This is a genomic window from Bradyrhizobium sp., assembly GCF_019242285.1.
In the GTDB taxonomy this organism is placed as follows: domain Bacteria; phylum Pseudomonadota; class Alphaproteobacteria; order Rhizobiales; family Xanthobacteraceae; genus Bradyrhizobium.
In genome coordinates, this window is record NZ_JAFAVV010000182.1 from 1 (window position 1) to 12,766 (window position 12,766).

The window sequence follows — 12,766 nt, forward strand, 5'->3', positions numbered from 1 at the left end:
ATCTCGAAATTCCAGGCGGTGCAGCACAATCTCGCACGGCTCGCCGGCGAGTCCGCCGCGGCGCTGGCGGCCGCGACTTCCGCCGCCGACACGCTCTCGAACAACACGTCCTTCGATGACGACGCGGTGTTCCTCGAGGCGGTCGCTGCAAAGATCCGCTGCGCGGAGGCGGCGGAGAAGGGCGGCGGCATCGCCCACCAGGTGCATGGCGCGATCGGCTTCACCATCGAGCACATCCTGCACCGCTTCTCCCTGCGCGCGCTGTCGTGGCGCGACGATTTCGGCTCGGAGAGCTACTGGGCCGTCGAGCTCGGCAAGCGGGTGGCCGCGCGCGGCGCCGACGAGCTGTGGCCGCTGGTCGCCTCGCGTTGAACATCAGCCATTTTCGGGATCCGTCATGACCGCAGCCCTTCGTTTCGATCCGATCCGCCTGCCGGAAAAATGCGAGCAGCTCCGCAAGGAAGTACGCGCCTTCCTCGCCGAGGGGATCGCCGCCGGCACCTTCACGCCGTTCAAGCCCAACCGCGAGGACGCCGACGCCCGCGAGTTCTCCCGCCGCGTCGGCGAGCGCGGCTGGATCGGCATGACCTGGCCGAAGAAATATGGCGGTCATGAACGAAGCTTCCTCGAACGCTATGTCGTCACCGAGGAGATGCGGGTCGCCAACGCGCCGACCCGGCGCTTCTTCGTCGCCGACCGGCAGAGCGGCCCGATCCTGTTGAAATTCGCACCGGAGCACATCAAGGCCGACATCCTACCGCGCATCTGCCGCGGTGAATTGTGCTTTGCCATCGGCATGAGCGAGCCCAATTCCGGCTCCGACCTGTTCGCGGCCAAGACGCGTGCGACCAAGACGGACGGCGGCTGGCTGATCAACGGCACCAAGATCTGGACCTCGTCGGCGCACATCGCCGACTACATGATCGGCCTGTTCCGCACCTCGCAGCCGACCAAGGAGAACCGCCGTCACGGCCTGACCCAGTTCCTGGTCAAGATGAAGACGCCCGGCATCGAGGTGAACCCGATCGGCCAGATCACCGGGCAGTCCGAGTTCAACGAGGTGGTGTTCACCGACGCCTTCATTCCCGACGATCATCAGCTCGGCGAGATCGACGGCGCCTGGAAGCAGGCAACCAGCGAGCTCGCCTATGAGCGCTCCGGCCCCGAGCGCTTCCTGGAGACCTATTACACGCTGACCGAGCTGGTGCGCGTGATCGGCGACAAGCCCGACGCGCGCAGCGCCGAAGGCATCGGCCGCCTGGTGGCGCAGCTCCACACCATGCGGCGGATGTCGGTCTCGGTGGCGGGCATGCTGCATGCCGGCAAGGAGCCGGTCGTGGAGGCCGCGATCGTGAAGGACATCGGCACGGTCTGGGAGCAGCAATTGCCGCACCGGGTGCGCGACCTCGCCGCCTTCGTGGAAGAGGAGGCCGGCAACCGCGAGACGCTGGAGAAGCAATTGTCGTTCGCGATCAAGACCGCGCCAAAGCTCACCATCCAGGGCGGCACCACCGAAGTGCTGCGCGGCATCATCGCCCGCGGCCTCGGTTTGCGCTAGGCAGATGAGTTCGAAGCCCGCGCCACGAGCTCCGTACACCTCTCCCACCGGGAAAGGTGGGCACCACCGCTGCGGTACACACTGAGTTTTCACGGAGACGAATATGACCACTTACACTGACATCGGCGTCGAGAGGCATGACCACGTCGGCCTGATCGAGATCCGCCGGCCGCCTCTCAACTTCTTCGACGTGTCCCTGATCAACCAGATCGCGGATGCGCTGGAAGAGTTCGACCGCGACATCGAGATCCGTGCCTCGGTGCTCGCGGCGCAAGGCAAGGCGTTCTGCGCCGGCGCCAATTTCAACGACCCGGCGCGGCAGGAACAGGAGATGAAGGCCAAGGTCGATCCGGCCTCGAACCTGCCGATCAACCATCTCTACGTCCAGGCGGTGCGCATCTTCCGCAACCAGAAGCCGATCGTCGCCGCCATCCATGGCGCCGCCATCGGCGGTGGCCTCGGGCTCGCGGTCTCCGCCGACTTCCGCGTCACCTGCCCCGAGGCGCGCTTCGCGGCCAATTTCACCAAGCTCGGCTTCCATCCGGGTTTTGGCCTCACCGCGACGCTGCCGGAGCTGATCGGCAAGAACAACGCGGAATTGATGTTCTACACCAGCCGCCGCGTCACCGGTGAGGAAGCCTATCGCTGGGGCCTCGCCAACGTGCTGGTGCCGCAGGACCAGGTGCGCGCCGAGGCGATGAAGCTCGCCGCCGAGATCGCCGAATGCTCGCCGCTCGGCCTGGTCTCGACCCGCGCCACCATGCGCGCCGGCCTCGCCGACCGCGTGCTGGCCGCGACCAATCACGAGTTGATCGAGCAGAACCGCCTGCGCGTGACCGAGGATTTCAAGGAAGGCGTCAAAGCCACCGCCGAGCGCCGTGTCGCCAATTTCAAGGGACGGTGATAGTAAGCTCTCTCACACGCACGAATGCGTAGGGTGGGCCAAGCTTCGCCGAAGCTCGAAGAGCGAAGGCGAGGCGTGCCCACCATTTCGATCGCGCGAGCAGGAACATATGGTGGGCACGACGCTTCGCGTCTTAGCCCACCCTACGACATCTACCGTTTCTTCGGCACCACCAGCGCATCGACGATGGTGGTGCCCCGCCCTTCCGGATGCGCCAATACCGGGTTGAGCTCGATGTCGGCCACGGAATCGCGCAGGCGGTCGGCGAGCAGCGAGACTTGCGCAATCAGCGTCGACAGCGCCGCTACGTCTGCCTTTGGCGCGCCGCGAAATCCCCTCAGCAGGGCCGTGGCCTTCAGCTCGTCGAGCATCGCCGTCGCCTCTGCCACACCGACGGGAGCCGGGCGGTAGACCACGTCGCGGAACAATTCGGTGGCGACGCCGCCGAGCCCCACCATCACCAGCGGGCCGAACGTCGCGTCGATCATCGTACCGACGATGATCTCGACGCCCTTCTTCGCCATCGGGGCGACCAGCACGCCCTGGATCTTCGCCTCCGGCCGCAGGCGTTGCGCATTCTCCATCAGCTCGCGCCAGGCGGTGAACGCCTCGCCCTTGGCGGTGATGTTGATGCGCACGCCGCCGATCTCGCTCTTGTGGCCGATGTCGGGCGACTGGATTTTCATCACCAGCGGGAAACCGACCTTGGCGATCGCCGCATCGAGACCGTCGCGCTCCGCGATCAGCGCCTCGTCCGGCAATGCGATGCCGGCGTCGCGGAGCAACGCCTTGCTGTCGGCCTCGGACAGCGCCGGCGCCTCGAGATGGGCGGAAAGGTCACGCACCGGCAACAGCGCCCGGTCCGCTTCCGCCGCCTGCCTGAACCTGGCATGGTCGAGCAGACGACGCATCGCGACGCCGGCATGGGTCAGGCCGGTCAGGATCACCACGCCGGAATTCGCGAGCTCCCGCCTCGCGAAATCCGAGGGCAGCGTATAGGAATAGAACACGATCGGCTTGTTCTGCCTGGCGATCACAGGCGCAAGCTCGGCCTCCTTGAACGGCATCCGCGTCTCGCTGGAGAGCGACAGCACCACCAGCGTCGCATCGACCTCGTCGGAAGCATCGAACAGCTCGATGCTCTTCTGCAATCCGCCGCTGGTCACGCCTTGCGCGGTGACGTCGACGGGATTTCCGGACGCGCCATAGGACGGCATCCATCGCTTGATCTGCGCCTGCACGGCCTCCGATAGCGCGGGCACCTGCAGGCCCTGCGTCGAGACGGTGTCGGCGCCCCAGATGCCGGCGCCGCCGGACACCGTCAGCACGGCGACGCGGTCGCCCTTCGGCAGCGGATTGCTCGCGAGCACGGCGGCAATCGCCACGGCCTCGTCCATATCGTTGGAGACGATGAAGCCGTATCTGGCGAACACCGCGTCATAGGCCGCCGACCAGCCCGCCATGCTCGCGGTGTGCGAGGCGGCGGCGCGCAGGCCGGCATTGGAACGTCCGACCTTGGTGACGATGACAGGCTTGCCGACCTCGGCCGCGCGCCTCGCAGCCGTCAAGAACTTGTCGACGTCACGGATGCCTTCGATGAACAGCAGGATCACGTCGGTCGACGCATCCTGCACCATGTAGTCGAGGAACTCGCCGGCGCCGAGGTCGCTCTCGTTGCCGGCGCTGACGCAATAGCTGACCGCAACGCCGAGCGCCTTGGCGCGATGCTTGATGGCAAAGCCGATGCCGCCACTTTGCGCGACGACCGCGATCCGCTTCCTGGTGGCAACCAGCGGCACATGGCCGGGCTTGACGTCGACGGTGGGGCTGAAGGTCGCCGCGACCTTCTGCACCTCGCTCATGAAGCCTTCGGCGTTGGGACCGGAGATGCGCATGCCGGTACGCCTCGCAATCTCGGCGATCCTGTCCTGCATCGCCGCGGAATCACCACCCTCTTCCGCAAAGCCGGAGGAGATGATGACGCAGTTCCTGACGGCAGCCGCGGCGCATTCCTCCAGCGCGCCGACCACGGCGCGGGCGGGAATGATGATGACGGCAAGATCGATCGGCGCGTCAACTTCAGCGATCGTGCTGTGGCATTTCAGGCCGTCGATATCGGGATAGTTCGGATTGACCGGATAGATTTTTCCCGGATATCCGTTCTTGCGCAGCATCGACAGCAGCCGCCCGGGGATTTTCTCCTGATCGCGCGAGGCGCCGATCAGCGCGATGCTTTCGGGCGCGAAGAAACTGTCGAGCGGATGCGGCATGCGGGATGATCCTTGTTGTTCTTGTTGATGGTGGTGATTGCGAGGAGCGACTTGTCCGCCGTAGCTCGAAGACCATAGGCGGAAGCGTGCCCACCATCTACTCGCGAACGAGATGGCCGATGGTGGGCACGGCGCTCCCCGCGATGCGCAGCATCGTCGCGTCGCGCCTTAACCCACCCTAAGATGCTTCGGCAATGAGGACGCAAGAGCATGAGGATCATGAGGCGACACGGAAATCGACTCCGCCGATGAAGAACGTGTGGCCGCTAACGACATAGCCCCTCGCCTTCGCAGCCTCGCAAACCTTGGCGGCGTCGTACACGCGAAAATCCAGCCCGCTCATGATCTCGGTGTCGCCCTCGACGAAACGGAACGCGGCATTCGGCAGCTTCAGCTCAGCCGCATCGTTCACCGCGCGCGACACCGCGATGCCGAGGATGTTGCCCCAATGCGCGGCGAGGCCATCGGGATCGGGACTCTGCATCTCGACGCCGGTCAGCGCCTGCGTGACGTCCTTGCGGATCGACTTCTGCCAGTCGGGACCGGCAGGCGGATAGGGGCCGAGCACGTCGTCGCTGCCGTCGGTGTGGTTGAACTCGATGAAGGCCGCCCGGCAGTCGCGCGGATGCAACTGCACGCCGTGATAGGGGGCGTGCGTGATCACGTTCGCCGTGCGCACGCCGAGCGCATGGGCGCGCTGGCCGCGTGCGCTGGCATCCTCGCAACAGAAGATTGCCATGTAGCCGCCACGACCACCGGTCTTCTCGAGGAAGCGCCCAGCCGCGGTGCCGTCGCGAAACGGGGCCACGACTTCCAACAGGATGGTGTCGACCGGCAGCAGCGCGTTCACGAGGCCGTATTTCGCGACATTGCCGTCGCGGTAACAGACGTTGAGCCCCATGATGGCCGCGATGTCGGCAATGACGGGCTCGAGATGCGGCGCGACCAGGCAGATCTGCCGCAGCCGAAGATAGCTTCTCATTGGCAAACCTCGAGCCGCGGTTCACCTCTCCCCAGCGGCCGGGAGAGGTGGGCAGCTTTCGCTTGACACCCGAGCGATCCCATTCGTCGAGCCTTCAATGGCCCTGGAACGCCGGCTTGCGCTTTTCGACGAAGGCTTTCGCCGCCTCCTTGTGATCGGCGGTCTCGCCGGCGCGCGAATGATGGATCGCCTCGCCGTCGAAGCAGGCTTCCAGCGACATGTGCTCGGCATTGTTGATGTTGCGCTTGATGTAGCCGAGCGTGACGGTCGGCCCCTGCGCCAGCGACATCGCGAGCTCGCGGGCCGCGGCGTCGATCTCCGCATCCGGCACGACCTTGGTCACCATGCCGAGCGCCAGCGCCTCCTTGGCGGTCAGGACCGGCGACAGCAGATAGAGCTCGCGCGCCTTCGCGCTGCCGAGCAGATGGGTGAGGAAATAGGTGCCGCCATAGTCGCCGGACAACCCGACCTTGGCGAAGGCGGTGGTGATCTTGCAGGATTCGGAGGCGACGCGCAGGTCGCAGGACAGCGCGATCGAGAGGCCCGCGCCGGCTGCCGCGCCGTCGAGCTGCGCCACCACCGGCTTCTGCATCTCGTGCAGGATGCGCGAGACTTCCATGCCGCGGCGCAGGTTCACCGTCTTGCCCTCGAACGTCATCGGCGCCCTGCCCGCCGCCATCGACTTGACGTCGCCGCCGACGCAGAAGGTGCCGCCCGCGCCCTTCAGGAGAACCGCGCGCACCTCCTGGTCCTCGGCCGCGCGCCGCGCCGCTTCGACCAGGCCGCGCGTCATGTCCGGGTTCAGCGCATTGCGCCGGTCCGGACGGTTCATGGTGATGGTGAGCAGGCCGTCGCTCAGCTTCTGCAAGACCATTTCAGTGGCGCTCATGGGATTTTCTCCTTGTTGTTGTTTGTCGAACGTCGTTGCAAATGAAGAATCGTAGGGTGGGCTAAGGGCGCGAAGCGCCCGTGCCCACCATCCATCGACACCATTGCTGCGCACGGTGGGCACGCTTCCGCCCTCGCTCTTCGAGCGACGGCAGAAGCTTAGCCCACCCTACGGCTTTCGCAATCACGCCTTCTCCGTCACTTCTTCACCAGCGAACAGCGCGACTGCTCCAGCGACTGGAACGCCTGGTCGCCGGGCACGGTGGCGAGCAGCCTGTAGTCGTCCCAGCGCGCCTTCGACTCCTGTGGCTTCTTCACCTCGAACAGATACATGTCGTGCACCATGCGACCGTCCTCGCGGATACGGCCACCCTTGGCGAAGAAGTCGTTGATCGGCGTCTCCTTCATCACCTTCATCACCGCGGCCGAGTCGGTCGTGCCCGCCTGCTTCACCGCCTGCAGATAATGCATCACCGAGGAATAGACCCCGGCCTGGGCCGAGGTCGGCGGCCGCTTGATACGCTCCATGAAGCGCTTCGAGAACGCGCGGGTCTCGTCGTTCATGTCCCAGTAGAACGCTTCCGCGAGCAGCAGCCCCTGCGCGGTTTCCAGCCCGATCGAGTCGATGTCGGTGACGAAGGCGAGCAGTGGCGACATCTTCTGGCCGCCCTTCATGATGCCGAATTCGGCCGACTGCTTGATCGCGTTGACGGTGTCGCCGCCGGCGTTGGCGAGCCCGATCACCTTGGCCTTGGAGGACTGTGCCTGCAGCAGAAAGGAGGAGAAGTCGGACGTGTTGAGCGGGTGGCGCACGCTGCCCAGCACCTTGCCGCCGGTCTTCAGCACCACATTGGTGGTGTCCTTCTCCAGGTCCTGGCCGAAAGCATAGTCGGCGGTGAGGAAGAACCAGGTGTCGAGGCCGGACTTGACCGCGGCAAGTCCGGTCACGTTGGCCTGCGCATAGGTGTCAAACACGTAGTGAACCGTGTAGGGCCCGCAGGCCTCGTTGGAGAGGCGAATCGAGCCGGGGCCGGAGAACATGATGATCTTGCCGCGTGCCTTCGCGATCTCGGCGGCGGCCAGCGCGGTCGCGGAAGCGGCGACGTCGTAGATCATCTCGACGCCCTGGTTGTCGATCATGTCGCGCGCGATATTGGCGGACAGATCCGCCTTGTTGAGATGGTCGGCCGCGATCACCTCAATCTTGCGGCCGAGCACCTCGCCGCCGAAATCCTCCGCGGCCATCCTCGCTGCCTCCAGGCTGCCGGCGCCGGTGATGTCGGCATAGAGGCTCGACATGTCGAGGATGCCGCCGATCTTCAGCGGCTGCCTGCTCTCCTGGGCTTGCGCGGTCGCGGCACCGAGGCTGAGCAGCAGGACGGCGGCCCAGCACGAAATTTGCTTGATCAAGAAAATGCCTCCCCAGCGCCAGGTCGTACGCTTGTTTGAATAGACGGGGATCATGCCGCATGGCTGGAGGCGCGGCAAGCTGATGTACTTTCTACCTTTTTCCGCTAAGTGGAATGTGCAGGCAGACACCGTCCATGCACCGCCTCGACACCATGCATGAGTTGAAGCAGCGCCTCATCGGCGCGCTGCTGGCCATCCTTGCGGCGGTTGTCCCGGCCAGGCCCGCTTCGGCCGGACCATGCTCGTTCGAATCGCAAGGCGAAGGCCATGTGGCTGCCATCATCGACGGCAAGAGCTTTCGCCTGACGGATGGTCGCGAGATCGTGCTGGCCGGCATCGCGCCGCCTGCCGACGCGGAAAATGGCAATCGCAGCGCCGCGCTCGCCGCAATTCTGGCCGGTCAGGACGTGATCTTGCGTGGCCAGGACGACGCGCCCGACCGCTACGGCCGTCAGAGCGCATTCGTGTTCCTGACGCCAGGTGAAATCCTGGTCCAGGAATTGCTGCTTTCGCAAGGTGGGGCGCTGGCTTCTGCCGACGTCGCCGAGAGGGACTGCGCCGGACTCTTCGCCGGCGCAGAGGCCGAGGCCCGCCAGGGCAAAAAAGGGTTATGGGCCGAGCCAACGGCCATAAAAAACGCGGAAATTGCGGACGATATTTTGACCGGGATAGGGCGTTTCGTCGTGGTCGAAGGCCGGGTTTTGTCCGTGAGGCAAGCGGGAGCAACGACTTACCTGAACTTCGGCCGCAACTGGACACGGGGCTTTACTGTGACTATTTCAAGGCGCGCGCTGCCGGCGATCGAAGCCGCCGGCATCGCGCTGAAGTCACTCGAAAATCGGCGGGTTCGGGTTCGTGGTTGGGTCGAGGCGCGCGGGGGTCCGCGAATCGAGGTGCTTCGCCCTGGCCAAATCGAGGTGCTGGGCGGAAACTGACCGCCGGGAATCGAACTGGAAGCAACGACCGCGATCGGACACGAGTTGGTGAAGTGAACGGGGTGACGGGATGGCGCAGGAAGGCGGTGAGCCGCCCCCTTGGGGGAGCGGTGGCGCTCGCCTGCGCGGCCGCCGCGCTCGCCGGCTGCGCCAACATGCAGCAGATGCAGGCCGCCGCGACCCCGCCTGTCACCGCCGTCGCCCCCGTCAAGCCGAGCCGCACCATCGTGCTGACGCCCGCCTCCGAGCGCGAGCATGAGCGCATTCTGGCCTCCTACGGCGGCCCCTATGACGATCCGAGGCTGGAGGCGCTGATCGGCAAGCTGGTCGACCGCCTGGTGGCCGCCTCCGACCATCCGGAGCAGGCCTACAAGGTCACCATCCTCAATTCCGGTGCGGTCAATGCTTTCGCGCTGCCGACCGGGCAGCTCTACGTGACGCGCGGCCTCGTCGCGCTCGCCAGCGACACGTCGGAATTGTCCTCCGTGCTGTCGCACGAGATGGCCCACGTCATCTCCAAGCACGCGGCGATCCGGGAAGACCAGGCCCGGCAGGCCGCCATCATGGCGCACGCCGAGGGCGACATGAGCAACGACCCCGAGGTCACCGCGTTCACGCTGGCCAAGAGCAAGTTGTCGATGGCGAGCTTCTCGCGGACCCAGGAGTTCGAGGCCGACAACATGGGCGTCGGCATCTCGGCGCGCGCCCATTTCGATCCCTATGGCGCTTCCCGCTTCCTGGCCTCGATGGAGCGCAATGCCGAACTGAAGGCCGGCAAGACATCGCTCGACCCGCGGGCGCAGGACTTCCTGTCCTCGCACCCGGCAACGCCCGAACGCGTCGAGCGCGCGCAGACCTCGGCGAAACAGTACGCCTCGCCGGACAACACCGAGCGTGACCGCGAGGACTATCTCACGGCGATCGACAACATCGTCTATGGCGAGGATCCGAGCGAGGGCTTCGTGCGCGGGCGGCGTTTCCTGCATCCCAAGCTCGGTTTCACCTTCCAGGCGCCGGAGAATTTCACGCTCGACAACACCGCGCAGGCGGTGATCGGCGTGCGCGAGGGCGGTGCGCAGGCGATGCGCTTCGACGTGGTGCGCGTGCCGGCGGAGCAGACACTCAGCGACTATCTCAACTCCGGCTGGATGGAAGGCGTCGACAAGAGTTCGACCGAGGAGTTGACCATCAACGGCTTCCCGGCGGCCTCCACCGTCGCGCAGGGCGATCAGTGGCAATTCAAGGTCTACGCCCTGCGTTTCGCCGGCGACGTCTACCGTTTCATCTTCGCGACCCGGCAGAAGACCACCGAGAGCGAGCGCAACGCGCGCGAGACGGTGAGCTCGTTCCGGCAATTGACGCTGGAGGAGATCCAAGCGGCGCGGCCGTTGCGCATCAAGGTGATCACCGTGCAACCGGGCGACACCGTGGAATCGCTGGCACACCGCATGTCCGGCGTCGATCATCCGACCGAGCGCTTCCGCGTCATCAACGGGCTCGATGCCCGCGCCCAGGTCAAGGTCCGCGACCGCGTCAAGATCGTGGTGGACTGAGGCGCTGCGGACGCAAGGCGGGGTCGCGCCGTTTCGCTCACATCCGAAAAAGGACCGGGCAGCCGATGTGGAGCCTTGCCGCGCCCACCGGACTGCCAGGAACGGCAAAGAGCCCGGTCTTGCGACCGGGCTCTTTTTTGTTCATCCGATCAAGCGGCTCGCCTCAGGCGGCCTCGTCGGCCACCGCAGCGTCGTCGCCATCGGTTTCATCGCCATCATCGACGTCGCCTTCGGCGTCCGCCTCGCCTTCCGTGCCGGCTTCCGCCTTGGCGCCGCGGCGCGGGCTCTTGGCGAGCTGCGCCTCGATCTCCTTGATCGCCTCGGTCTCGGTCGAGTGCTGCACCACCGCGATCTCGCGCGACAGCCGGTCGAGCGCCGCCTCGTAGAGCTGGCGTTCGCTGTAGGACTGTTCCGGCTGCGACTCCGAGCGATAGAGGTCGCGCACGACCTCGGCGATCGCGACGATGTCGCCGGAGTTGATCTTGGCTTCGTACTCCTGCGCGCGGCGCGACCACATGGTGCGCTTGACGCGGGCGCGGCCCTTCAACGTCTCCAGCGCCTTCTTCACCAGCGCGGGCTCCGACAGCTTGCGCATGCCGACATTGGCGACCTTGGCGGTCGGCACGCGCAGCGTCATCTTGTCCTTGATGAAGTTGATGACGAACAGCTCGAGCTTCGCGCCGGCGATCTCCTGCTCCTCGATCGCGAGGATCTGACCGACGCCGTGGGCCGGATAGACCACGAATTCGTTGGTCTTGAAGCCCTGGCGCTGGGTCGGGATCTTCTTCTCCTCGACCTTGGGAGCAGGCGCCACGGGCTTCGCGGCGACGGCAGGCTTGTGAGCAGCGGCCGGCTTGGCCGCAGCCTTCGGAGCGGTCTTGGGGGCAGTGGTCTTGGGGGCAGTGGTCTTGGGGGCGGACTTGGTCGAAGCAGAGGCCTTCGAACCGGTCGCTTTCGCGGCAGTCTTAGCAGTCTTGGTTGGCATTGCGCTTCTTTTGTTCTTGGAGGACTTTACAGCCGCGGCCGTTTTACCGGCGGACCGGACATCCTTAACGGCGGTCCGGGCACGGCTCTTGGATGCGCTGCGGCTGGCCGCGGCGGCTTTCTTGGAAAGCTTCGAGCTACTCTTTTTACGCGATTTCTGTGACACAGCCTGCGCGCGGAACTGCCACGCCCCTGTTGATGGTTTCAGGGAACCCAGAGGGGCCAAGCCGGGCTGACGGGGTTCCGATCTATAATCGCCCCAATATAGCACATTTCCCGCAAAAATCAATGATTTAGAGGTTTCCGGGGCTATTTTCGGCTGTTTCCCCGATATTAGGGTTAAGAAGCCCGGTCCGCCTCAATCTCCGGTCCCTGGATTGGAAGAAAAATATTTCTCGAACTTGCCATCGACGCCCTCGAATTCCTTGGCGTCCTCGGGCGAATCCTTCTTTTGCGTGATGTTCGGCCAGCTCTTGGCGTACTGCGTGTTCAGCTCCAGCCACTTCTCGAGCCCCGGTTCGGTGTCGGGCTTGATCGCGTCAGCCGGGCATTCCGGCTCGCAGACGCCGCAATCGATGCACTCGTCCGGATGAATCACCAGCATGTTCTCGCCCTCGTAGAAACAGTCCACCGGGCAGACCTCAACGCAATCGGTATATTTGCATTTGATGCAGGCTTCAGTGACGACGTAAGTCATCCAGCTCTCCGGAACGGTCAGATTAGGCGCCGGACCACTAGCGCAGGAACGAAAGTGCCGCAAGTGAAGCGGGAAACGGGGAACACGGTCCCGCGGCCGACACATAGTCATTGCCGGCGATCCTGCAAATCGTCGTACAGCACGCGCGCCGACGCGGCGTCGCCGCGGCGCTCGGAGAAGCCGATCACCTTCAGCACGCGCACGGACCGGTCCAGCGCGATGGTCAGCACGTCGCCGGCCTTCACCGCGTGTCCCGGCGCGATCTCGCGCAAGCCATTGATCCTGACATGGCCGGCCTCCACCAGCGCCGCGGCGCTGGTGCGGGCCTTGACGACCCGCGCGTGCCACAGCCATTTGTCGAGCCGCTGGCGCTCCAAGATGGCAGACTATTCTTTCCGGTTGGCGGTGAGTTGCTCTTTCAAGGCGGCGAGCTTGGCGAACGGCGAGTTCGGATCGATCGCCCGCTCGCGCTCGCGCGGCGCCGAGGAGGCGAACGGCCGCAGCGACGGACCGCTCTCGCGGTCGCGCCGGTCACGCCCCTTGTCGCGCCCATGCTCGCGGCCGCCGCCCTTGTCGCGCTCGGAG

The 12,766-nt window shown here is 65.4% G+C and carries 13 protein-coding genes; 5 read left to right on the plus strand and 8 right to left on the minus strand.

The genetic code is table 11. The features are described from left to right. The 3 genes from JOY90_RS06865 to JOY90_RS06875 all read left to right on the plus strand — a co-directional run. On the plus strand, positions 1-372 hold a 372-nt coding region (locus JOY90_RS06865; protein ID WP_291690395.1), incomplete at its 5' end, for an acyl-CoA dehydrogenase family protein. A 25-nt stretch (positions 373-397) separates the two neighbouring features. Next, positions 398-1,558: an acyl-CoA dehydrogenase family protein gene (locus JOY90_RS06870; protein WP_291690396.1), complete on the plus strand. Its 1,161-nt coding sequence runs from the start codon at positions 398-400 to the stop codon at positions 1,556-1,558. A gap of 103 nt (positions 1,559-1,661) precedes the next feature. Next, complete coding sequence (locus tag JOY90_RS06875; protein ID WP_291690397.1) at positions 1,662-2,462, plus strand: enoyl-CoA hydratase/isomerase family protein; 801 nt, start codon at positions 1,662-1,664, stop codon at positions 2,460-2,462. A 152-nt stretch (positions 2,463-2,614) separates the two neighbouring features. Here the strand turns inward: JOY90_RS06875 and JOY90_RS06880 are convergent, their stop codons facing one another. The 4 genes from JOY90_RS06880 to JOY90_RS06895 form a co-directional block, all read right to left on the minus strand. Next, the gene (locus JOY90_RS06880) at positions 2,615-4,732 is read right to left on the minus strand and encodes an acetate--CoA ligase family protein (protein ID WP_291690398.1); all 2,118 of its coding nucleotides are present in this window, start codon (positions 4,730-4,732) and stop codon (positions 2,615-2,617) included. A 217-nt stretch (positions 4,733-4,949) separates the two neighbouring features. Beyond that, complete coding sequence (locus JOY90_RS06885) at positions 4,950-5,714, minus strand: hypothetical protein (RefSeq protein WP_291690399.1); 765 nt, start codon at positions 5,712-5,714, stop codon at positions 4,950-4,952. Between the two features lie 94 nt (positions 5,715-5,808). Continuing rightward, positions 5,809-6,603: an enoyl-CoA hydratase gene (locus tag JOY90_RS06890; RefSeq protein WP_291690400.1), complete on the minus strand. Its 795-nt coding sequence runs from the start codon at positions 6,601-6,603 to the stop codon at positions 5,809-5,811. A gap of 197 nt (positions 6,604-6,800) precedes the next feature. Then, positions 6,801-8,009 carry an ABC transporter substrate-binding protein gene (locus JOY90_RS06895; RefSeq protein WP_291690405.1) on the minus strand — a complete coding sequence of 403 codons (1,209 nt, stop codon included), beginning with the start codon at positions 8,007-8,009 and terminating at the stop codon, positions 6,801-6,803. A 137-nt stretch (positions 8,010-8,146) separates the two neighbouring features. Between JOY90_RS06895 and JOY90_RS06900 the strand changes: the two genes are divergently transcribed. Then, positions 8,147-8,947, plus strand: a complete 801-nt coding sequence (locus JOY90_RS06900; RefSeq protein ID WP_291690401.1) for a thermonuclease family protein — start codon at positions 8,147-8,149, stop codon at positions 8,945-8,947. Between the two features lie 155 nt (positions 8,948-9,102). Next, entirely contained in the window at positions 9,103-10,500 is a 1,398-nt protein-coding gene (locus JOY90_RS06905) for a M48 family metalloprotease (protein ID WP_291690406.1), read from the plus strand. A 163-nt stretch (positions 10,501-10,663) separates the two neighbouring features. Here the strand turns inward: JOY90_RS06905 and JOY90_RS06910 are convergent, their stop codons facing one another. From JOY90_RS06910 to JOY90_RS06925, 4 genes are all read right to left on the minus strand, one after another. Continuing rightward, entirely contained in the window at positions 10,664-11,485 is an 822-nt protein-coding gene (locus tag JOY90_RS06910; protein ID WP_367276886.1) for a CarD family transcriptional regulator, read from the minus strand. A 357-nt stretch (positions 11,486-11,842) separates the two neighbouring features. Then, on the minus strand, positions 11,843-12,181 hold the full coding sequence (gene fdxA, locus JOY90_RS06915) for a ferredoxin FdxA (RefSeq protein ID WP_291690402.1): 339 nt from the start codon (positions 12,179-12,181) through the stop codon (positions 11,843-11,845). Positions 12,182-12,288: 107 nt separating this feature from the next. Beyond that, positions 12,289-12,558, minus strand: coding sequence for an RNA-binding S4 domain-containing protein (locus tag JOY90_RS06920; protein WP_291690403.1), 270 nt, complete (start codon positions 12,556-12,558; stop codon positions 12,289-12,291). A 9-nt stretch (positions 12,559-12,567) separates the two neighbouring features. After that, a partial coding sequence (locus tag JOY90_RS06925) for a hypothetical protein (protein WP_291690404.1) occupies positions 12,568-12,766 on the minus strand: 199 nt, incomplete at its 5' end.

What these genes read in the sequence shown, in the direction of transcription:
- JOY90_RS06870 (WP_291690396.1), top strand. Translation starts at nt 398, where the DNA reads ATGACCGCAGCCCTTCGTTTCGATCCGATCCGCCTGCCGGAAAAATGC.
- JOY90_RS06900 (WP_291690401.1), top strand. Translation starts at nt 8,147, where the DNA reads ATGCACCGCCTCGACACCATGCATGAGTTGAAGCAGCGCCTCATCGGC.
- JOY90_RS06910 (WP_367276886.1), bottom strand. Translation starts at nt 11,485, where the DNA reads ATGCCAACCAAGACTGCTAAGACTGCCGCGAAAGCGACCGGTTCGAAG.
- JOY90_RS06890 (WP_291690400.1), bottom strand. Translation starts at nt 6,603, where the DNA reads ATGAGCGCCACTGAAATGGTCTTGCAGAAGCTGAGCGACGGCCTGCTC.
- JOY90_RS06885 (WP_291690399.1), bottom strand. Translation starts at nt 5,714, where the DNA reads ATGAGAAGCTATCTTCGGCTGCGGCAGATCTGCCTGGTCGCGCCGCAT.
- JOY90_RS06880 (WP_291690398.1), bottom strand. Translation starts at nt 4,732, where the DNA reads ATGCCGCATCCGCTCGACAGTTTCTTCGCGCCCGAAAGCATCGCGCTG.
- fdxA (WP_291690402.1), bottom strand. Translation starts at nt 12,181, where the DNA reads ATGACTTACGTCGTCACTGAAGCCTGCATCAAATGCAAATATACCGAT.
- JOY90_RS06905 (WP_291690406.1), top strand. Translation starts at nt 9,103, where the DNA reads ATGCAGCAGATGCAGGCCGCCGCGACCCCGCCTGTCACCGCCGTCGCC.
- JOY90_RS06875 (WP_291690397.1), top strand. Translation starts at nt 1,662, where the DNA reads ATGACCACTTACACTGACATCGGCGTCGAGAGGCATGACCACGTCGGC.